At 32.3% G+C, this 22,486-nt stretch carries 17 protein-coding genes; 7 read left to right on the forward strand and 10 right to left on the reverse strand.

Annotated elements, in window-relative coordinates:
* The first annotated feature begins 48 nt into the window (after positions 1 to 48).
* The 5 genes from AC3ITQ_RS07115 (at position 49) to AC3ITQ_RS07135 (ending at position 6,614) form a co-directional block, all read left to right on the forward strand.
* Complete coding sequence (locus AC3ITQ_RS07115) at positions 49 to 2,220, forward strand: S9 family peptidase (protein WP_489237626.1); 2,172 nt, start codon at positions 49 to 51, stop codon at positions 2,218 to 2,220.
* A 36-nt stretch (positions 2,221 to 2,256) separates the two neighbouring features.
* Complete coding sequence (locus AC3ITQ_RS07120) at positions 2,257 to 3,933, forward strand: peptide MFS transporter (protein WP_375034516.1); 1,677 nt, start codon at positions 2,257 to 2,259, stop codon at positions 3,931 to 3,933.
* Position 3,934: 1 nt separating this feature from the next.
* On the forward strand, positions 3,935 to 5,422 hold the full coding sequence (locus tag AC3ITQ_RS07125; RefSeq protein ID WP_489237628.1) for a peptide MFS transporter: 1,488 nt from the start codon (positions 3,935 to 3,937) through the stop codon (positions 5,420 to 5,422).
* A gap of 52 nt (positions 5,423 to 5,474) precedes the next feature.
* Positions 5,475 to 5,942, forward strand: a complete 468-nt coding sequence (locus AC3ITQ_RS07130; protein ID WP_489237630.1) for a thioredoxin family protein — start codon at positions 5,475 to 5,477, stop codon at positions 5,940 to 5,942.
* 219 nt (positions 5,943 to 6,161) lie between these two features.
* Positions 6,162 to 6,614 carry a thioredoxin family protein gene (locus AC3ITQ_RS07135; protein ID WP_489237632.1) on the forward strand — a complete coding sequence of 151 codons (453 nt, stop codon included), beginning with the start codon at positions 6,162 to 6,164 and terminating at the stop codon, positions 6,612 to 6,614.
* Positions 6,615 to 6,624: 10 nt separating this feature from the next.
* On the opposite strand, the gene AC3ITQ_RS07140 is transcribed toward AC3ITQ_RS07135, so the two are convergent.
* From AC3ITQ_RS07140 to surE, 5 genes are all read right to left on the reverse strand, one after another.
* Positions 6,625 to 8,661 carry a ComEC/Rec2 family competence protein gene (locus AC3ITQ_RS07140; RefSeq protein ID WP_489237634.1) on the reverse strand — a complete coding sequence of 679 codons (2,037 nt, stop codon included), beginning with the start codon at positions 8,659 to 8,661 and terminating at the stop codon, positions 6,625 to 6,627.
* Between the two features lie 46 nt (positions 8,662 to 8,707).
* Positions 8,708 to 9,202 (reverse strand): C40 family peptidase, encoded by a 495-nt coding sequence (locus AC3ITQ_RS07145; protein ID WP_489237636.1) that lies wholly within the window; start codon positions 9,200 to 9,202, stop codon positions 8,708 to 8,710.
* A 12-nt stretch (positions 9,203 to 9,214) separates the two neighbouring features.
* Complete coding sequence (gene lpxB / locus AC3ITQ_RS07150) at positions 9,215 to 10,333, reverse strand: lipid-A-disaccharide synthase (RefSeq protein ID WP_489237638.1); 1,119 nt, start codon at positions 10,331 to 10,333, stop codon at positions 9,215 to 9,217.
* 66 nt (positions 10,334 to 10,399) lie between these two features.
* Positions 10,400 to 10,672, reverse strand: coding sequence for a hypothetical protein (locus tag AC3ITQ_RS07155; RefSeq protein ID WP_489237640.1), 273 nt, complete (start codon positions 10,670 to 10,672; stop codon positions 10,400 to 10,402).
* On the reverse strand, positions 10,665 to 11,444 hold the full coding sequence (gene surE / locus AC3ITQ_RS07160) for a 5'/3'-nucleotidase SurE (protein WP_489237642.1): 780 nt from the start codon (positions 11,442 to 11,444) through the stop codon (positions 10,665 to 10,667). Before surE ends, AC3ITQ_RS07155 begins: the two co-directional genes overlap by 8 nt.
* Before the next feature lie 211 nt (positions 11,445 to 11,655).
* Between surE and AC3ITQ_RS07165 the strand changes: the two genes are divergently transcribed.
* Both AC3ITQ_RS07165 and AC3ITQ_RS07170 read left to right on the forward strand, forming a co-directional pair.
* Positions 11,656 to 13,839, forward strand: a complete 2,184-nt coding sequence (locus tag AC3ITQ_RS07165) for a carboxy terminal-processing peptidase (RefSeq protein WP_489237644.1) — start codon at positions 11,656 to 11,658, stop codon at positions 13,837 to 13,839.
* 93 nt (positions 13,840 to 13,932) lie between these two features.
* Positions 13,933 to 14,721: a DNA/RNA non-specific endonuclease gene (locus AC3ITQ_RS07170; protein ID WP_489237646.1), complete on the forward strand. Its 789-nt coding sequence runs from the start codon at positions 13,933 to 13,935 to the stop codon at positions 14,719 to 14,721.
* Here the strand turns inward: AC3ITQ_RS07170 and rpe are convergent.
* The 5 genes from rpe to AC3ITQ_RS07195 form a co-directional block, all read right to left on the reverse strand.
* Positions 14,698 to 15,360 (reverse strand): ribulose-phosphate 3-epimerase, encoded by a 663-nt coding sequence (gene rpe, locus AC3ITQ_RS07175; protein WP_489237648.1) that lies wholly within the window; start codon positions 15,358 to 15,360, stop codon positions 14,698 to 14,700. The two genes, AC3ITQ_RS07170 and rpe, sit on opposite strands and share 24 nt — an antisense overlap.
* Positions 15,361 to 15,744: 384 nt before the next feature.
* On the reverse strand, positions 15,745 to 16,608 hold the full coding sequence (locus AC3ITQ_RS07180; RefSeq protein ID WP_007804760.1) for a sigma-70 family RNA polymerase sigma factor: 864 nt from the start codon (positions 16,606 to 16,608) through the stop codon (positions 15,745 to 15,747).
* Between the two features lie 138 nt (positions 16,609 to 16,746).
* Positions 16,747 to 18,501: a hypothetical protein gene (locus AC3ITQ_RS07185; RefSeq protein WP_489237650.1), complete on the reverse strand. Its 1,755-nt coding sequence runs from the start codon at positions 18,499 to 18,501 to the stop codon at positions 16,747 to 16,749.
* Complete coding sequence (locus AC3ITQ_RS07190) at positions 18,489 to 19,679, reverse strand: DUF4249 domain-containing protein (RefSeq protein ID WP_489237651.1); 1,191 nt, start codon at positions 19,677 to 19,679, stop codon at positions 18,489 to 18,491. Before AC3ITQ_RS07190 ends, AC3ITQ_RS07185 begins: the two co-directional genes overlap by 13 nt.
* Before the next feature lie 23 nt (positions 19,680 to 19,702).
* On the reverse strand, positions 19,703 to 22,486 hold the full coding sequence (locus tag AC3ITQ_RS07195) for a TonB-dependent receptor (RefSeq protein ID WP_489237653.1): 2,784 nt from the start codon (positions 22,484 to 22,486) through the stop codon (positions 19,703 to 19,705).

Below are 22,486 nucleotides of genomic sequence, written 5' to 3' on the forward strand. Positions count from 1 at the left end.
TATTTTTTTTACTAAAATTGGGCTCTTTTTATATTTAAAATAATTATAATGAATACAAGTAAAATAACGGTAGTACTTTTATTTTTGGTTGCTACTGTCTTTGGACAACAAAAAATTACTGTCGAAAACATTTATGGCGGGACATTCCGGGCAAAAGGAATGGATGAATTACAATCCTTAAAAAATACAGATCAATATACGGTTTTAAATGTTGATCAGGCCAGCAGAAGCATGCAGATCGATTTGTATGATTTTGCAACTCTAAAAAAAGTATCAAATTTAATCGATACTAAAAATCACAAAGAACTTTCAGACGGAATTGATAGCTATACTTTTGATGCTTCGGAAAAAAAGATTTTAATTGCTTGTCATTCTAAACATATCTTTCGCCACTCTTTTACAGCAGATTACTTTTTATACGATATCGCTTCAAAGTCACTAGTTAAGCTTTTTGATTTTCAGATTCAGGAGCCAACTTTCTCGCCTGATGGAACTAAAATCGCTTATGCCAGGGAAAATAATCTTTATGTCTATGATGTAGCTTCTAAAAAAGTAACAACAGTTACAGCTGATGGGAAGAAAAATGCCGTAATTAACGGTATTACGGATTGGGTTTATGAAGAAGAGTTTGCATTTGTACGTGCTTTTGACTGGAGTAAAGACAGTAAAAAATTAGCCTATATTCGTTTTGACGAAAGTGCGGTTCCTGAATTTTCTATGTCAATTTTTCATAAAGATTTGTATCCAACAGTTGAAACGTTTAAATATCCAAAAGCAGGAGAAAAAAATTCAGTAGTTTCATTACATATATATGATGCGGCTGCAAATGCAACTAAAAAAGTTGATTTAGGAAATTATAATGATTTCTATATTGCAAGGCTGCAATGGACAAATGATAATAATGTATTATCAGCGCAGGTTTTAAATCGCCATCAGGATAATCTTGATTTATTATTTGTAGATGGAACAACGGCCGCTGCAAAAGTTGTTTTAAATGAAAAAGACAAAGCTTATGTTGATGTTACAGATAATTTGACATTCTTAAAAGACAATAGTTTTATCTGGACAAGTGAAAAAGACGGTTTTAATCATATTTATGTTTACGATAAAACCGGAAAACTTAAAAATCAGGTTACAAAAGGAAACTGGGAAGTTGTTTCATACTATGGTTTCGACGAAAAAAATAAAACTATTTTCTATCAATCTACGGAGAATGGTTCAATAAACAGAGATATTTATCGTATTGGTTTAGACGGAAAAAATAAATTACGTTTAACTTCAAAAGTTGGAACAAGTGCAGCGACTTTTAGTCCTAATTTCCAATTTTTTATTAATACTTTCTCAAGTAATTTACAGCCTACAACTTATACTTTAAACGAGGCAAAAACTGGAAAAGAAATTCAGGTAATCGAAAACAATCAGGCTCTTGCCGATAAATTGAAAGCTTATAATCTTCCAGCAAAAGAATTCTTTGTTTTAAAAACAGCTAAAGGGAACGAGCTTAATGCATGGATTTTAAAGCCAAAAGATTTTGATCCTTCTAAAAAATATCCAGTTTTCATGTACCAGTATTCTGGTCCGGGATCTCAACAAGTAAACAACGATTGGAATAATTCAGATGATTATTGGTTTTTATCACTTACTCAACAAGGTTATATTGTTGCTTGTGTAGACGGTAGAGGAACAGGTTTTAAAGGTGCTGATTTCAAAAAAGTAACTCAAAAGGAACTTGGGAAATATGAAGTTGAAGATCAGATCGATGCTGCAAAAGTAATTGGAGCTTATCCGTATGTTGATGCTTCAAGAATTGGAATCTTCGGATGGAGTTATGGAGGCTTTATGTCGTCAAACTGTATTTTTCAAGGAAACGATGTTTTCAAAATGGCAATTGCAGTTGCTCCGGTAACGAACTGGCGTTTTTATGATAGCGTTTACACAGAAAGATACATGCAGACTCCACAAGAAAATGCAAGTGGTTATGATCAAAATTCGCCAATAAATCATGTTGATAAATTAAAAGGTAAGTTTTTATTGATTCACGGATCAGCAGATGATAATGTTCATGTGCAAAATTCAATGCAGATGATGGAAGCATTAATTCAGGCAAATAAGCAATTTGATTCTCAGATATATCCTGATAAAAACCACGGTATTTACGGTGGTAAGACGAGAATTCAGCTTTATAATAAAATGACTAACTTTATCAAAGAAAATTTATAGAATAACTTTATTAACCTTAAACAAATAATGAATAATATGGGAGAAACTCAAGTAAAAACTGCGCATCCAAAAGGACTTTGGGTATTGTTTGGAACGGAGATGTGGGAGAGATTCAATTTTTATGGGATGCGAGCTTTATTGACTTTATTTCTTGTGAACTCATTATTAATGAAGGAGGAAGAAGCTTCATTGATTTATGGTGGTTTTCTTGGACTTTGTTATTTAACGCCAATGTTGGGTGGTTTTGTAGCAGACCGTTTTTTAGGAAATAGAAATTGTATATTATTGGGTGGATTATTAATGGCAACAGGACAAATGTTGTTGTTTACCAGCGGAAGTATATTTGAAAATAATTTACCTTTAGCTAAAATCATCATGTATTCTGCCTTAGGAGTTATTGTTTTTGGTAACGGATTCTTCAAGCCAAACATTTCGAGTATGGTGGGAAGTTTATATCCTAAACAAGAGAAAACAAAATTAGATAGTGCTTTTACTATTTTCTATATGGGAATCAATATCGGGGCTTTCTTAGGTCAGTCGATTTGTCCTTTGTTGGGAGATGTTAAGGATGCTGGAGGGATTAGAGATATCCATGCTTTTAGATGGGGATTCATGGCAGCTTCTTTGGCAATGCTTATCGGAACAGTTCTTTTTTACTTCTTGAAAAACAAATATGTGGTTTCTCCTGAAGGAAGACCATTAGGAGGTTTGCCTTCTAAAAATGAAGCATCTGATTTTGAAGAGGGAGAAGCGCAAAAAGCTAATTTTTCAAATAAATCTTTAGCAATTGCAAGTCTTGCATTTATCGCGTTAGGATTCTTTTTCCATTATGTTGTAGGCCAGAATTTGATTTATACTTTGATTTATTCTAGTGGATTGTCATTGGCGGGATTAATTATTTCCGATACTTCATTGACTAAAATTGAAAGAGACAGAATTATTGTAATTTATATTGTTTCGTTCTTTATTATTTTCTTCTGGGCGGCTTTTGAGCAAGCTGGTTCATCGTTAACTTTTATTGCAGATAACCAAACAGACAGAAACTTCTTTGGTTTTTTAATGCCTCCATCAATGGTTCAAATTTTTAATGGACTATTTGTTGTGATTATGGCAGTACCATTCAGTATTTTATGGGATACACTTAGAGCAAAAGACAGAGAGCCTATTTCTCCGGTAAAATTAGCTGCAGGGCTAGTGATAATCTCGATTAGTTTTTTCATGATTGCGACTCAGGTTTCTTACATTGGAACTTCTGGTTTGTTATTAGTAAAATGGCTTATTTTATTGTATTTCTTAAACACATGTGCTGAGTTATGTTTGTCTCCAATTGGTTTATCATTGGTAGGTAAATTATCTCCAAAACGTTTCGCTTCATTACTATATGGAGTATTCTTTTTGTCAAACGCTTCGGGTTATGCTTTAGGTGGAACTTTAGGTTCTATCTTGCCTGCAACTGGAGATAAATTTGCAAAAGCAAAAGAATTAGGGATCGATCTTCAAGCAGTTTTAGATAATAAAATTACACCAACTCCTGAGCAATTAGCTTTATTGGATCAACACCAAATTAGTGCTCATAACCACTTTTTTGCCGGATTTGAAATTCATAACTTATATGAGTTCTTTATGGTATTTGTGGTTCTTACTGGTATCGCGGCAATTATATTATTTGCATTGACTCCATTCTTGAAGAAAATGATGCACGGTGTTAGATAATATGGAAAACAATACAATTACTCTAGAACAAATACAAAATTTTAAAGGGAATTACCCAAAGCAATTGTGGTACTTGTTTTTGGTTGAAATGTGGGAGCGTTTTTGCTTCTATGGAATGAGAGGTGTTTTAGCAGTTTTCATGGTAGATCAATTAGGTTTGGTTGAAGGGAAAGCAAATCTTCAATATGGTGCTGTGCAGGCATTTGTTTATGCTTTTACGTTTATTGGGGGAATTTTTGCTGATAAAGTTTTAGGTTTTAAGAAGTCTCTTCTTTTTGGAGGGATCGTTATGATTTTGGGTAATTTACTGATTGCTGCAAATCCGCATGATTTCTTTTATTATGGTATAACACTTTCTATTATTGGAACTGGTTTTTTTAAGCCAAATGTTTCTTCAATGGTTGGGGAATTGTATCACGAAAATGATGGACGCCGTGACGCAGGTTACGGATTGTTTTACGCGGGAATCAATATTGGCGGAATGCTGGGAGGTGCTATTCCTATTTATTTAGGAAAAAACTATTCCTGGAGTTTATGTTTCCTTTCCGCAGCAATTGTTATGATTATTGGTGTTGCAACTTTTCTTTTGACGAAAAAATATCTTGCCCCAATTGGAAATTCTCCATTAGAAAAACAGACACCTAAAAAACGAAATCTTTACGAAATCGCAGTTTATGCAGGTTCTATAGTTATAATTCCGTTTGTTTACATAATGGTTATAAATTCTGATTATACAGAGTATTTTATGTATACGATAGGGATTTTGGCTTTAGTATATTTTTTATATGAATTAATAATGATTAAAGAGAGCAAGCAACAGCTTAAGCTGTTGGCGGCATTTATCTTTATTTTTGCATATTTTATGTTTATGGCTATCTCAGAACAATCAGGTGGTTCGTTGTCCTTGTTTGCAAAAGATAATTTATCTACTAAATTGTTGTTTTTTAACATTGATCCAAATGTGGTAAATAATAGTATAAACTCATTATATGTTATTATTTTTAGCCCATTAGTTGGATTCCTATGGATATATATGGCTAAGCGAAAAATTGAGCCAAATACGATTATTAAATTTGGTTTGTCATTTCTTTTACTGGCTGCAGGATTCTTTATTTTTTATGCTGCCAGATTTTTTGTAAATAAAGATGGATTAAGTTCTCTAGATGTTTTTGCTTTAGGATACCTTTTATATACGCTTGGAGAATTATGCATTGGGCCAATCGGAATGTCTGTAATTACTAAACTATCTCCTAAGCGATTGTTTGGAATGATGATGGGATTATGGTTTTTATCAAGCGCATTCGGTCAGTTTGCTGCAGGTAAATTAGGAGCTGAAATGTCAGATGCAAATACTGGAACTACTTTAATGTCTAAGTTGATTGCTTATACTGATGGATATTATCAATTGGCAATTTATGCAGTAATTGCCGGTGTTGTTTTAATAATTGCTATGCCATTAATCAAAAAATTAATGCAAGAAGTAAAATAGGCGACATTTAGCAATAGATATTTTGTTTAAATTTGTAGAAAATTAATGCAGCATGAAAAAAATATTATTGATTACCTTGTTTTTAACTGGTGTTTTTTCAATACAGGCACAGGAGTTAAAATGGTATACAGATGTAAGAGAAGCTATTACTGAAAGTAATAAAGTACATAAGCCACTGTTAATGTTTTTTACGGGTAGCGACTGGTGCGGATGGTGTATTCGTTTGCAAAATGAAGTTTTAAAAACGCCTGAGTTTACAAAATGGGCAGCTGAAAACGTAGTTTTAGTTGAATTGGATTACCCGAGAAGAACGCCTCAGGCTCTGGAAATAAAAAATCAGAATAGCGAATTGCAACAAGCTTTCGGAATCCAGGGATTTCCTACGATTTATTTCACAAGTGCGGAAGCAATAAATGGAAAAGTAAATTTTAAAGGTCTTGGACAAACGGGTTATGTTGCCGGTGGTCCTACAGCATGGTTAGCAGTTGCTAACGGAATTGTAAATCCTAAAAAGTCTTAGATAAATTTTTTTAAAAAAAATATGTGAAATCCCTATACAAAGTATAGGGATTTTTTTTGTTTAGTAAGAAAAGGCATCTTTAATTTTGTTTTAAATTGTCGATTTAATATTTATTTATAATTAAAAAAACACATAATGTATTTTTTGTATTAATTAAAATTGGAAAATTAAAATATTATGTTAATTTCGTCATGCTAATCTAACCAAAACCAAAATAATATGATCAAAAAATTACTTATCCTACTATTTTTTTTAGGTTCATTTTTTATGCATGCTCAGAATTTAGTTTGGAGAACTAATATGACTGATGCTATTGCTATTAGTAATGAACAAAGAAAACCAATGTTAATTTTATTCACTGCCTCAGGTGTACCGGAAAATCTTCAAAATGAAATATTTAAAACACCAGACTTTGCTGTTTGGTCACGTGATAATGTCATTTTAGTAAAGCTTGATTTGTCGGATTCATCAGCTTCTGATGGGGATAAAGAGCAAAATGTAAGACTTAAAAATGCGTTTGGTGTTGAAGAACTGCCTGAAGTTTGTTTTGCACTGGCATCTATCCGTAAAAACAAAACTACTTTTAGTGCTCTCGGAAAAATTGCCTATAAGCCTGGTGGGGCAAAAGCATGGATAGCGGAGTCGAATGCGCTTTTACATCCAAGCGAATAATATTTTTTTTTTAGTTTAATCTATAAAATCCCTTTTCATTTGTAGAATGAAAAGGGATTCTTTTTTTATAGCAGGAAGTTTTCCAGTGTTGTTGAAATGAATAGGAATTGGAGCCATCTGCTATAACTATTTTTGGATGTAAATCTTCCAATACGCGATCTAAGTTTATTTTTGGAGAAGCTGTCAATACAAGAATGTCCGGTTTAAGTTTCTTTTCATAGATACCGGAACTATCGATCAACAAAATTTTCTTTCCATTAAAAAATAAGACATTTTCAATCTTATTTATGGATTTCAAAACTCCAAAATTTGCAACTAAAAAGGTTTGTAAAGCGTCGTTTTTTGATTCTTTTTCTGATAACGCATTAGTTGTAAAAAGGTTGATGTCTTTGCCAATTCTTTGAGTAATTATGGTTTTTTTCTTCGTATGGAAAACAATAAATTCATTTTTGCTTTCAATTTCTTTTTTGGTTTGTATGAAGGAAATCTGAACCAAAGCTATAGTAACTAGTGTGATAACAAGCTTGTTGTAACAAGGTTTTTTTAACAAAGTGATACTTGCTACTAAAAACAAATAAAAAGAAATTAAATGATAGGAATTAAAACTTATGTTTTTAATGACAAATGATTCGAAAGAAGCCACATAATGAATAATCTCATTTAAAAGAAAAATGCTTCTTTCGAAAATTTTAATTACAATTATAGGGCAGCTTGTAAATACAGAAATAAGCATTACTACAATGCCAATGATCATTATAAAGGATAAAACGGGAAGAATTAGAATATTGGTAACAAAAAAGAGTGCTGGAAACTGATGAAAATAATAAAGGCAAATAGGAAATGTACCAATTTGAGCGGCAAATGAAACGGTAAGGGCTTCCCAGAGATATTTAACTATTTTGTTTTTTGGGGACCAAATGTTTTTTAACAGTGGTTGTAGCCAAAGGATAGAAAATAAGGCGATATAACTTAATTGAAATCCTGCATCAAATAAGAAATAAGGTTCGAAAAGTAATATCAATAAAATGGAAACCAATAAAGTATGATAAGTATTGCTGTTTCTATGTAGATGATTTCCTATCGCTAAAAATGAAAACATGACCACAGATCGCAATACTGGTGGTGACAGTCCTGAAACAATTGCAAAAAGTGCCAATGAGATAATAATGGTAGCTAATTTTATCAGTGAACCCTTTTTAGTATTCGGAATGGGTTTTAGAATAAATAAAATAAATAACATTATATAACCAACATGCAATCCAGAAACAGATAGTACGTGCGTAACTCCTGAAAATTGATAATCCTGTTTTATATCTGATGAAATTTCTTGTTTCTGACCTAATATTAAAGCCAGTGCAACATTCATTTCGGTTTTATTAAATTTTGCTTTTTCCAGATTGTAAATAATCCTCGAATGCAAGCGTGAAGTATAAAACCAGATATCTTTTTTGATTTTTTTATTAACCTCGATATTTAATTTTGAAATATAAATTTGAGCATAAATCTGTTTGTTAGCGAGGTATTTGCTATAGTCAAATTGGTTGGGATTTTTTGGCAGACTATTGTGTTGCAAAATAGTTTTTACACGAATACTGTTTCCAACAAATAAAGAATTCTTAATGCTATCCCTTGCTACATTTACAATGATTCTGCCAGAGTAGTATTTATTATCAATGTGATTAATAAGACCAATATATTGATCATTATAATCATTGCCTTTTAATTTTTCTCTTATGGTTATATTGATATAATGGGGGCTTTCAAACGCATTTTTATAATGGATGTAATTTGACTTTTGAAGAGAATCACTATTGATTGATAATGCGATAATGCCAATGCAAAACGAAGTGTAATAAGTGCTTAATCCGAACAGTGTATTCAGTTTTTTATTCTTTTTTGAAAAAATATAAGAGAATGAAAGAAATAATAAACCGAAGGAAATTGATAATACTGAAATTATAATTGGAGGTACCCAATAATACGCTGCTAAAATGCCAAAAACGAAGCTAAAAGTTATTTTAGCCAATGGGAAATCTAATACTTTCATGTTATAAAAGTATTAAAAATTCGTAAGAAAAATAAGATATTTAGTATTAATCGACGACTCTGTTAATCTGAGCAAAAGAATTTTTGTAATAAGGCTCTTTTGTCGACGAAATTATAACACCTTTTGAAGTAGAAGAATGTACAAATTGTATCTCATCAGATTTTACTTCTGTAATTAATCCGACATGATTGATTTGTCTGCTTTTATTGGTTTTGAAGAAAATTAAATCGCCTTTTTTGGCATCATCAATATTGATTACTTTTCCAATTTTAGACTGCTCATAAGAACTTCTGGGAAGTTTTATATTTTCAGATTCAAAAGAAGTAAACACTAATCCGGAACAATCAAAGCCGCTTTTTGTGGTTCCGCCGGCTTTGTATTTTACTCCTATATTATCAGTTGCATTCTTAATTAAGTGATTGACAATATGTTTATTTTCCCGCTTCGTGTCTTTCGTATCTTTATTGCTTACAGCAGTTGAAGTTGATTTACAAGATGTAAAAACGGCAGTTAATAGAAGAAAGATGAGTACTTTTTTCAAAACAAGAAATATTTAAGGTTGCTTTAAATCGGCTACAATTAATTTAGCCGTTTTTTTACTGGCACCAACTCCTCCTAATTTTTGCTCTAAAATATCATAATTTTTAAGCAGTTTTTCACGATACTGAGGTTCAAGTAATTTTTGAAGTTCTTCTTTGATGCGTTTCGTGTTACAATCAGCCTGAATTAATTCGGTTACAACTTCCTGATCCATAATCAAATTAACCAAAGAAATATATTTTAGCGTAATAATTCGTTTTGCAATTTGATAAGAGATATTGCTTCCTTTATAGCAAACTACTTCTGGAACTTTAAAAAGAGCAGTTTCTAATGTTGCTGTTCCCGATGTTACTAACGCAGCCGTAGAAGAACGTAGCAAATCATAAGTTTTATTTGAAACAAATGCGATATTTTCGTTAGAAATAAATTGCTTATAAAACTCATATTCCTGACTTGGTGCGCCGGCAATTACAAATTCATAATCCTTAAAGTCGTCAACAACACTAAGCATTACACTAAGCATTTTGGTAATTTCCTGTTTGCGGCTTCCTGGCAAAAGTGCAATAATAGGTTTGTCTCCCAATTGATTTTCTTTTCTAAAAATAGCTTCGTCAAAAGGAGGCTGATTCTGAATAGCGTCGATTAATGGATGCCCGACAAAATCAACCGGAAAATGATGTTTGTCTTCGTAGAAGCTTTTTTCAAATGGCAAAATCACAAACATTTTGTCAACATCTTGTTTGATCGCTTTTATCCTGTTTTCTTTCCAGGCCCAGATTTGAGGAGAAATATAGTAATGTGTTTTGTAATTCAGTTCTTTGGCCCATTTGGCAATACGCATATTAAACCCAGGGTAATCGATAAAAATGATAACGTCTGGTTTGAATTCCAAAATATCTTTTTTGCAAAAAGTGATATTGCTTAAAATAGTTTTCAGATTAAAAATAACTTCAACAAAACCCATGAATGCCAATTCGCGATAGTGTTTTACTAAAGTTCCTCCGGTTTTTTGCATTAAATCGCCACCCCAAAATCTAATTTCAGCCTGAGGATCTTCCTCATATAATGCTTTCATTAAATTAGAACCATGTAAATCTCCGGAAGCTTCGCCAGCTATGATGTAATATTTCATATGAATTTTTTTGACAGTAGTTTATGCTTTAACGACAGAAACTATTTTGCAATGCAAAGATAAGATTTAAATAAACAAAGTCGAAATTGCCAAAACAATCACGGCCAAAACCACACCGCGAGCCATCAATTCCTTATCTTTTTTTAATAAAATTAAAAATACTGCCAGGTCTAAAAGAGCACCAAGAGTAATTATTTTTCCTAAGTAACCGTAATGTTTGATAGTTTCAATTCCTGATGAAAGATCAAAAGTGGTAAAGAATGTGATAAACAAATAACTGCCAAGAAGTGCAGTGAAAATTCCGATAATAAAACCAATAACAATTTCTTTTTTATTCATTTAATTTCCATGTATTAAGTTGTTGCATAGTATGATGTGCTGTTAAATCAAATTGTACGGGAACGACTGAGATGTAACCATTTTCCAGAGCCCATTCATCTGTGTCTTCACCTTTATCTTCGTTTGTGAATTTTCCTGTAAGCCAATAGTAGTCCTTTCCGTAAGGCGTTTGGCGCTTGTCAAATTTTTGAGCATAATAAGCTTTTGCCTGACGACAAATTTTTATGCCCTTAAATTCTTTTTCCTTTAATTTCGGAAAATTAACATTTAAAACCACTCCGGCAGGTAGTTTATTGGCAAGAGTTTCGAGTGTGATTTTTTTGACAAATGATTTTATTGGCTCAAAATTGGCATTCCAGTCAAAATCTAATAAAGAAAAACCAATCGCCTGAATACCTTCAATTCCTGCCTCAACTGCAGCGCTCATTGTTCCCGAATAAATTACATTTATAGAAGAATTTGAACCGTGATTGATGCCTGAAACGCACAGATCAGGTTTTCGATGCAGAATTTCATTTACTGCCAGTTTTACACAATCAACAGGTGTTCCGGAGCAGCTGTACTCCGTTACACTGTCATTTTCTTTTGAAATTTTATCCAGAAATAAAGTGTTGTTGATGGTTATCGCATGTCCCATTGCACTTTGAGGTTTGTCGGGGGCAACAACGATTACTTCGCCAATAGTTTCCATAACACTGATCAAAGCCCTGATTCCGGGTGCTAAAATCCCGTCGTCATTAGTAACTAATATCAAAGGTTTTTCATTTTTCATGCGCGGATGTCATTTGTGAATTGTCAAAATTAAAGCTTGTTAAAGCAAATGTAGTAACAGATTTTGGTAGAATACTAACAAATAAATAAAAATTGTCAACTAAATTAAAGAACGTTTTCGTGCATTAAACATTTTTATATCTTTAACAAAAAATTATAGTGAACTTGGCTGTCGTGGCATAGTTTTTACCGTAACTTAGATTAAAAAATTGATGAATGCTATTATAAAATTTATGAAAAGAAATTATAAAATACTTATAGCCGTATTATGCTTGTCATTAACCTTATTTGCTTTTAAAATAAATGCAGATAAGACAGAAGATCCGGACCCAAACAGAGATAAAACACTTTTAGAATTACTTGCATTCGTTATTGAAAAAGGACATTATAGTCCGGCAGAAATAAACGATGAGTTCTCTAAGGGAATTTTTAAAGATTATATTGATGCTTTAGATCCTTCAAAAAGATTCTTTTTACAGTCTGATATTGATGAATTTAAGCAATATGAGCTGCAATTAGATGATCAGTTTTTGAATAAAGACCTGACGTTTTTCAATCTGACTTATACCAGATTGATGAAGAGAATGGAAGAGAGTAAAAAACGTTACAAAACGATTTTGGCACAACCTTTCAATTATAACGTTGATGAGACTTTTAATGCAGATTATGAGCATCTTCCGTATGCTAAAAATGCTGTGGAAATTAATGAAAGATGGAGAAAACAAATCAAGTTATCTACACTTTCATCTCTTGTTACTAAACAAAAAATAGAGGAAGATAAAAAGAAAACAGATCCTGCTTACAAGGCAAAATCTTTTGAAACTTTAGAAAAAGAAACTCGTGAGAGTTCTTTAAAATCTTTAGATGATAACTTTAGTTTAATTAAAGATTTGAATAAAGAAGATTGGTTTTCTGTGTATGTAAATTCGATCATGACACGTTTTGATCCACATACAAGTTATTTTGCACCAGAAGAAAAAGATCGTTTTGATGTTAATATCAGTGGAAAACTAGAAGGAATCGGAGCGAGGTTAACAAAGAAAAATGATTTTACGCAAATCGATGAATTGATTTCAGGAGGACCAGCTTGGAAAGGAAAACAACTTGAAGCCGGAGATTTAATTTTGAAAGTAGCCCAAGGAAACGAGGAACCTGTAGATGTTGTAGGGATGCGTTTGGATGATGTTGTGAAAAAAATTAAAGGACACAAAGGAACCGAAGTAAAACTGACAGTTAAAAAAGTAGATGGAAGTATTAAAGTGATTTCAATTATCAGAGATGTGGTTGAAATTGAAGAAACATACGCTAAATCAAGTATCGTAGAAAGAAACGGATTGAAATACGGGGTTATTTATTTGCCTAAATTCTATATTGATTTTGAAAATAAAGATGGCCGTGACGCTGGAAAAGATATCGCTCTTGAAGTAGAAAGATTGAAAAAGGAAGACATCAACGGTATTGTACTTGATGTTCGTGATGATGGAGGTGGATCTTTGTCTACAGTAGTTGACATTGCAGGTTTATTTATTGAAGAAGGACCTATTGTTCAGGTAAAATCTGCAGGTAAAAAGAAAGAAGTTTTATACGATAAAGATAAAAAGATCGAGTGGGACGGACCATTAGTAATTATGGTAAACAGTTTCTCCGCTTCAGCTTCAGAGATTTTGGCTGCTGCAATTCAGGATTACAAACGTGGAGTAATTATAGGAAGTAAACAAACTTATGGAAAAGGTACAGTACAAAACGTTTTAGATTTAAACCAATTTGTTCGTAATGCAAATTATGGAGATTTAGGTGCTTTGAAAATTACCGGACAAAAGTTTTACAGAATCAATGGTGGTTCAACTCAGTTAGAAGGTGTTCATAGTGATGTGGTAATGCCAGATCGTTATGCTTACTTAAAAATGGGTGAACGCGATATTGACAACGCAATGCCATGGGATAAAATTGATCCGGCTGATTACAATACCTGGACATCTAATGAGAAATTTAATCAGGCAATTGCAAATAGTAGAAACAGAATTGCAGGTAATGCTCAGTTTAAATTAATTGAAGATAATGCGAGGTGGATTGATGTTAAAAATAAAGAAAACACTTATAGTTTAAATATCAATAGCTTTAAAGCAACTCAGGAACAAGTTGAAAATGAAGGTAAAAAATACAAACCAATTTCAGATTACAAAAATAATTTGGTTTTTAAATCTTTACCTTATGAGGAGCTTGAAATGAACAACGATGCTACTTTAAAAGAAAAGAGAGAAGCCTGGCATCAGGCATTAGCTAAAGATGTTTATGTTGAAGAAGCATTAAATGTTTTAGATGATTTACAAACGAAAGGTTTAGTAAAAAATAGTGTTAGTCCTAAAATGAAAAAAGATAAATTAGTTAAATCTTAATTTTACAAAAATAATTTGTTACTAAACGCTCCTAAAAATTTATTTTTAGGAGCGTTTTTTTTGTAAGTTTAATGAATTAAAGATAGCTTGTAAATGAGGAATTATATTTTGTTAGGTTTGATGATTTTGGTGTCGATTTCATGTAAAAAAGAAACAGTAGGAAGCAATGTAAAAGATGATTTAAAAGAGACTGAATCTAATTTTGTGTCCAATCAGATTAGAACAGATTCGATGTATACTTTTGCTTATTTGCCAACGTCAACAACTGAACAAATTGTAAAACATAGATATTATACACTTTCGTATAATGAGAAATTCGAACAAGCCGAATGGGTGGCTTATGAATTGAAGAAAGAATATCTTAAAAATAATGATTTTAAAAGACCTTATTTTATCGAAGACCCAAAAGTAACAACAGGTTCTGCTGATTGGAGGAGCTATAAAAATTCAGGTTATGACAAGGGACATCTTTGTCCGGCTGGTGATATGGAGTTTAATAAGGATGCCTATACTGATACATTTTATACTTCAAATATCTCACCTCAAAAACATGATTTTAATAGTGGAATCTGGAATAGATTAGAACAGAAAACAAGGTATTGGGCTGAAAAGTATGATGATATATATGTAGTAACGGGAGGTATTCTGAATGATTCAGATAAAAAAATAGGGACAGAAAAAGTTGCTGTCCCTAAATATTTCTATAAAATTATTTTGACTAAATCAGGAAAGGAACATAAAGCAATTGCATTTTTGGTTCCGAATGAAGATAGCGATAAGTCACTTTATGATTTTGTTGTTCCAATTGAAACTTTAGAAAAAATGACTGGAATCGATTTCTTTCCCAACTTAAAAAACTTAAAAAGCAGTAAGAGCTTTTAATTCAGCTATGGTCTGTGTTGGGTTTTCGGCTTTAAAAACAAAGCTTCCGGCAACTAAAACATCTGCTCCGGCTTCTACTAATTGTTTTGCGTTTTTGCTGGTTACACCACCATCAATTTCAATAATAGTCGAGGCGTTTTTACGAGTAATCAAAGCTTTTAGTTTCTCTACTTTAGTATAAGTGTTTTCAATGAATGACTGTCCTCCAAAACCAGGATTCACACTCATAATAAGTACTAAGTCAATATCGTTGATTACATCTTCTAATAAATCAATATTAGTATGAGGATTGATTGCAACTCCTGCTTTCATTCCTTCAGCCTTAATAGCCTGTAGTGTTCTGTGCAAGTGCGTGCAAGCTTCATAATGTACAGTTAGAATATTGGCACCTAAATCAGCAAAAGTTTTAATGTAGCGGTCTGGATCAATGATCATTAAATGTACGTCGATTGTTTTTTTAGCGTGTCTTGAAATCGCTTCTAGAACCGGCATTCCAAAAGAGATATTCGGCACAAAAACTCCGTCCATAATATCAATGTGAAACCAATCAGCCTGACTATTATTGATCATTTCGATATCACGTTGTAGATTGGCAAAATCGGCTGCAAGAACAGAAGGAGCAATAAGTGTATTCTTCATTTTGTGTAGTTGTGTGTTATTTTGGCAAAGATAAATTTTTTATTATTTAGATTGAAATTTAACCGCAAAGGCCGCAAAGATTTACACAAAGGCCGCAAAGATTTTTATAAGCTTGTTGAAATGATAAGTTCACAAAGCTTTGTGAACTTTGTGTTTTCCACATTCCAACAGATAAAAAAACTTTGTGGTCTCTGTGGTAAAAAAAATATCTATAAAATAAAAAACTCCGGTAATCAGCCGGAGTTTCAATCATCAATCAAAAAACGAACAGTCAATCAAACTGTTGTTTGCTTTACGGTCCAATATAGGTAGTTTCGCAATAAATTCCAAATTCCAATAAAATAATTGGGATTTGGAATTTCTAATATTGGATTTTGTGGGGTTTTATCCCAAATAAGTTTTAAGAATTTTACTTCTTGAAGTATGTTTTAATCTGCGGATTGCTTTTTCTTTAATCTGACGTACACGCTCACGAGTTAAGTCGAAAGTTTCTCCAATTTCCTCTAATGTCATTGGATGCTGATCACCAAGACCAAAATACAAACGTACCACATCAGCTTCTCTAGGAGTTAATGTTTCTAGTGAACGTTCAATTTCAGTACGTAATGATTCGTGAATTAATTCTCTATCCGGGTTTGGAGATTCACCAGAACGTAAAACGTCGTAAAGGTTAGAATCTTCTCCTTCAACAAGAGGTGCATCCATTGATAAGTGACGGCCAGAGTTTTTCATAGACTCTTTTACGTCATTTACAGTCATGTCAAGTTCTTTTGCAATTTCTTCAGCAGAAGGCGGACGCTCATTAGATTGCTCTAATAACGCATACATTTTGTTGATTTTATTGATAGAACCAATTTTGTTTAATGGTAAACGAACGATACGAGATTGTTCTGCCAAAGCCTGAAGGATCGATTGACGAATCCACCAAACTGCGTAAGAGATAAATTTGAAACCACGCGTTTCATCAAAGCGTTGAGCAGCTTTAATTAATCCTAAGTTTCCTTCATTAATTAAATCAGGAAGTGTTAATCCTTGATTTTGATATTGTTTAGCAACCGATACTACGAAACGTAGGTTGGCTTTTGTAAGTTTTTCTAAAGCTCTTTGATCACCAGCCTTTATTCTTTGTGCTAATTCTACCTCTTCATCAGCGGTAATTAGGTCAACTTTTCCGATTTCTTGTAGATATTTATCTAACGATGCAGTTTCACGATTGGTTACCTGCTTGGTGATTTTAAGTTGTCTCATTTTCTTGTCTCCTTATTTTTAAAGTGTACAAATGGTTATACGTAAGAAGTTTCAAAAAGGTTACAATAATTTGAAAAAAAATAAAAATTCCCGTTTCAAAATTTTTGAAACGGGAATTTTATTGATTTTCTTAAGCTTTTAATTTACTAAGGTATCTTTTACTTCAATTATTTCTTTTAAAGAAACTGGTAAGCCATTTTTTGTAAATCCTTCAAGTACTATTTCAAATAAACCTGAATTATCAGAAGTATAGAATGTATTATTGCTTTCGTTGTTTAGTTTTACTTCTGGATTCCAAAACAATTGGTTTCTAAAATCTGGAATTCTTTCGTTGTCAGCAGTATTAGTATAATCAATTTTATTATATATTTTTTTTAATTGAGGTCTTAGAATGGAAGTGTTTACAATTGAGCTTGCCTTTTGAGTGCTTTTGAAATCTTTGTCGAAAGTAGAAAAAATAATTACTCCGTTAAATGATTTCGCACCTACATAATATCGTCCTACAATTAGTTCGATTTTATATACATTTTTCATGTTGTAGGCCATCAATTCGTTCTGATTTTCCAAATATAATCCATCGACCAGTACTAAGGCAGATTCTGGCAATTGTGGAAAAACACTAGCATCATTTACGTGTAAGTAAACTTTATCGTCTTTTTGCTTATGATATATTTCTGTCGCGACTTCGGTTATAGTTTCTTTTAAGGTTTTAAATCTTGTATAATCATCTAAAACATACTCTTTTGCTATCGGATAATAAAATGGATCATAGCTTGGTGCTTTGACAATGTTATCTGTCTTTTTGTGATAGTAAGCATTTTCTATTTGGCTTGATATAGATCTGTTTACCAGACTTTCTTTTATTACATACGATAATGGAGAATCTGCATTAAATGTTAATTTAGAATAATCTATTTTAGGTAATTCATCTACCGAAAGAGTATAACGAGATGCGTTATCATCAATAATTTGTACTGTAATGGCAGTGTTGTAATTGGCTTTGTCTATGCTAAAAATGAACTTTCCATTACGGTCTGTTTTAACTGCTTTAAAAGCAAATGATTTTCCGGGAAGGGATAGCGCAACAGTAATGTTTTCGACTTTATCGCTGCCATTTATTGAAGCAATTTTACCAGAGATAATTTCACCTCTAATTTCGGGTAAAATAATATTAGAATCCGGACTCAAAAGTGCAACTGTATTGTTTTTACTGAAAGATGAAAAATTGGCGGCTGCAATTTGATTTTGAGCAGGCAAATTGTCTATTTTTCTAACAGATAAGGAGTAGCTCCCGTCTTTGAAAACTGGATTGACAGGTTCAATTTTTAACGATACTAATTCGCGGTTGCCAAAGTTTTTTTTGTTAAGATTGAATTTTACATTCTCATTAGTAATGCTCTTTTCTGTTAAAGTCGATTGGTTTCCGTTCGTAGCTATATTGCTGCTGCTGTTAGGTGCCGTATTTGATACAGTTTCATTTTCGCTTGTCTTAAACGGATTAATAATTGTAATGTCTATTTGAAAAAAATCTGCGGTTGACTTGTTTAGCATCCAATCAGTATAGCCAATCAGTTTATAATTTCCCGTTTTTAAATTTGTTGGTATGAAATAATCTCCTTGTCCATATGAATTTTCTAAGGCTACTTTGGTTTTAAAAACCGAATTTTTATCACTGTCAACAAGTTCAATGTAAGCAATTTTGCTAATGATACTCGGAGTTTTGTCTGAAGATTTCAGACAATATATTTTGTACAATAAGCTCTCTCCTGAAACAAAAGTAGTTGCATTTGCATGAATAAATACCGTTTCGTCTAAAGCAACGATCGATTGTGCGCTGGTTAATTGCGTATTAATTAATACAAACAATAATATAAGGTGTTTTAATTTGTCCAAAATGAAGGTATTTGGTTAGATGAAAAGGAAGTGCAATCGCCGCATTCTACAGGAACCATGTAATAAAAACTGGATTCTATATTGTATTTATATGTAATAGTATGAGCATTAATTCTATCAATTAAAACATTACCACGACATGGAATAGGCATACTAAGACCAAAACAAAATTTAAATTCTTCCTCTGTACAATCTGTATAGTATGGCGGAAGTGTCTCTCCAGGAAATAAATCTGAATAATTAAAAAATATTCTTTTTTCTGAAAACGACGAAACTTCAAAAAAGCCAATTACTTTTTCACCAGTATTAGAAACACATTTTAAATTTCCGTTGATAAAACCAGGCTGTTTAGGAGATAATACACTAGCTGAACTAGAAATCTCTTTCATAGTTTTGCGAAATGTATAGGATTCTAAAGTTTGTACATATTGCTTCACCAGGATACTGTAGCGATGGCTGATGATGTAATTTTGATCACTGATGAAACGAACGGGAAAGTTAACGCGATCTTCTTGTAAGTTTGTTGTGGTGGTTAAAATGATATCATTTGAGGCTTTAGTACTGTAACATGTTCTTGTATTTGGATCATTTGGTTCCAGTCCAACTGTTTGAGGACCTGTAACTACCAATTTTTCCTGACGGTATACAGGTGCAATAATTTTGTAGGTCTCTTCATACTCATATCTGTAGTATTTTGAAGTATTGCTCGGATCATAGTTGTTTACTCTAATTTGAACCCCTCTTCCTTCTTTGCTGTCTGTAACAACTGTAGGAATAACGCTTTCAATTTGATTTTCAGTAGTAAGGGTTTCGTTTGAAGATTGATAAACTTTACCGTCTTTGGTTTTTATTTCTAAAGTATAAATTCTGTTTGGCACAGCTTGAAAATCGGCTTCTGATACATAGATCCCGTTTTCTTCTTTAAAAGTAAATACAGTTCCTAGGTCGTCTTTAACCGTTACTGTAGCCCCTGTTTCATCTAGAATTCCGTCATCTTCAAGCCTGGCAGTTTTAGACAGTTTAACTTCTTGCTTTTTTAATTCGTTAGTTATAGTTGCCTCAACAACCAGAGCTTCTTCATAAGTGTCTGATTGCAATACGTAAGTCTCTGTGCAGCTGCTCAAAAAAAGACTCAGTAATAGAATAAGGATGTATTTATTTTTATATATTGTTTTCATGATCTTTGAATCCGTTTGGGATATTAAAATTTAAAGTTATAAGTAATACTAGGAACAGGAATAGAAAAAATAGATGTTTTATATCCTTTCACTTTACCGCTAGGATCTGTTACAAAATAAATAGAATACGGGTTGTTGCGGCCTAATACATTGAAAACAGATATATTCCAGAAACTATGAGCTAATTTTTTTATCTTATGGTTTCCTTCAATGTTAATTCCGATGTCTAAACGAATATAATCTGGAATTCTGTATTTATTTCTATCGCTATAAAGAGTGTACTCTGCTCCTCCATAATTATATGTACCAATAGGGAATGTGATTGGCCTTCCGGTCTGGTATAAAAAGTTGGTAGAGAAACTATATCTTTTTGTAAATTTATAATTTAATACGGCACTAAAGTCATGCGGTTTGTCAAAATTTGATGCAAAGTATTTACCTCCGTTTACCTTTTCTTCGTTAAACTGACTATCTAATTTTATAAGAGATCTTGAATATGTGTATCCAATCCATCCGTTTAATTTTCCTACTTGTTTCTTAACTAAGAACTCAATTCCATAGGCTTTTCCTTCGCCTTGTAAAAGTTCAGTTTCTACATTTTCATTTAATAATAATTGTGCTCCAACTTTATAATCGAGAATGTTTTTAGATCTTTTGTAATAACCTTCCAAGCTTAATTCGTATTCTTCATCTTTAAGATTTTTGTATAACCCTAATGAAACTTGTTGTGCACTTTGAGGTTTTACATTTGCATCTGATAATTTCCAGGTATCAGTTGGCGATTGTGTAACGTTACTAGACAAAAGATGGATGTATTGTCTTGTCATGTCATAACTTGCTTTTATAGAAAAATCTTCGGCAAAGAAATATCTCGCAGCTAAACGAGGTTCAAATCCTCCGTATGTTTTTACAACCTCATTGTTGCCGTAATGTTCTGTTCTAATTACTGTTGCGTCATTCAAAGGTAATCCTTCCTGATAAAAATTCACATCAGATTCTCCTAATGAAGCATAAAAAGAATATCGAAGACCTAAATCAACAAGTAATTTTTCACTTAATTTATAATTGTCACCAAAATAAACAGCAGATTCCAGTGCCTTTTCTTTTGCTATATCAGTAGGGACTAATGTAGCGTTTGGATTGGTCGGATGCTGGTATCCTGGAGAGATGTTATATAATTTGCTTGCAATTCCGTATGAAAAATTATGTTTTTCATTAAAAGCATAATTGAATTTTAATTGCAATTGCGATTCGTTAATCTTATAGCCAAAATCAAATGAATTGATATCGTCAGTATCATAATCAATGTTGAATTTGTATTCGCTGTTTGTAAAAAGAAGAGCAGATTTATGTCTCTTACTAAATGTATGATCCCATTTTACAGAAGCTAACCTATTGCTGTATTTGTAAATAGAGTCTGAACTAACGCTAAAACGATCATGGCTATAATATAATGTAGCTTCTAAATTATTGTTTTTATTGATAGCATTGTTGTATTTCAGAATTCCGTCATAAAAACCAGCCTGGCTGTTTTTAAGGTTTTCGTCGTCTAAAGTTTTTAATATCCAGTCTGAGTAAGTTGCTCTGGCACCAAAAAGAATGCTTGATTTATTTTTTTGTATTGGAAGGCCAAAACTTAAGTTTGATGTAACAGGTCCTATAGCACCTTCTCCAGAAAATTTTTCTGGATTTCCATTTTTTGTCGTAATGTCAAATACAGAAGAAAGTCTTCCTCCAAAATCAGCCGGAATGCTTCCTTTGTAAATATCTGCCTTTTTTGCTGTATAAGGGTTTATTGCAGAGAAAAAACCTAAAAAGTGCTGTGGGTTATATAGGACTGCATTGTCAAGAAGAATTAAGTTTTGATCTTCTTTACCACCTCTTACGTTAAAGCCCGCAGATCCTTCTCCAGTGGTTTTAATACCAGGAAATGTGGTTGCGACCTTTAGTATATCTCTTTCTCCAAGAATTAATGGAACATTTTTCATTCCTTCAATGTCAATGGAGACCAATCCTGATATAACGGTTTCTGTAGTTTTTTGTCCTTTTTTCTTAATTACAACTTCATCCAGTTGATTTGATTTCTCATTGATATCGATGTCTAAATTACCGTTATCATATACAATAACCGTTTTTGTAATTTCTTTGTGGCTTAAAGATTTTATTTCAACAACGTTTACTCCTCTAGGTAATTGTAAGCTGTAATGTCCATCTAAATCAGTAGAAGTGCTTATGTTTTTGTTTTTTACTTTTAAAAAGATGTTTGGCTCAGGCTTACCAGTTTCTTCATTTTTAATAGTACCTGTCAGTGTGAAATTCTTTTTCGTGATGTCCTTGTTTTCTTTTCCTATAAAAACGACTGCCGATTTTTTTGTTACACTATAGTTATTTAAAGTATCTAATTGTTTGTAAAAAATTGGATTTTCTGAATCACCGTTTTGATCATTTACAGTTTCGGGAGGTGCATCTGCAAAAAAGTTACCCGGTAACTTTTCGTGAATGGTATTGTTTAGAGTTAAGATTACTTTGTTTTTTAAGACAACATAATTTAAATCTGTTTTGGCTAAAAGTTTATTTAATATTTCATCAATTGTTGCATTGTTGAAATTTTCGGAAATTAAAATTTTGTTTGATTCAACCCAAGTTGGATCAAAGTAAAATTTATAAGATGTGGAGGATTCAATTGTTTTTAGTGCTGTTACTAAATTTTGATCTTTAAAAGTTATAGTTAGTTTTTCATTTGAATCCTGGGCGAATGAAAAATTAAATGACAGTAAAATAATTAAGGCGAGTATAATTTTTTTCAT

The organism is Flavobacterium sp. KH_001 (assembly GCF_057840745.1).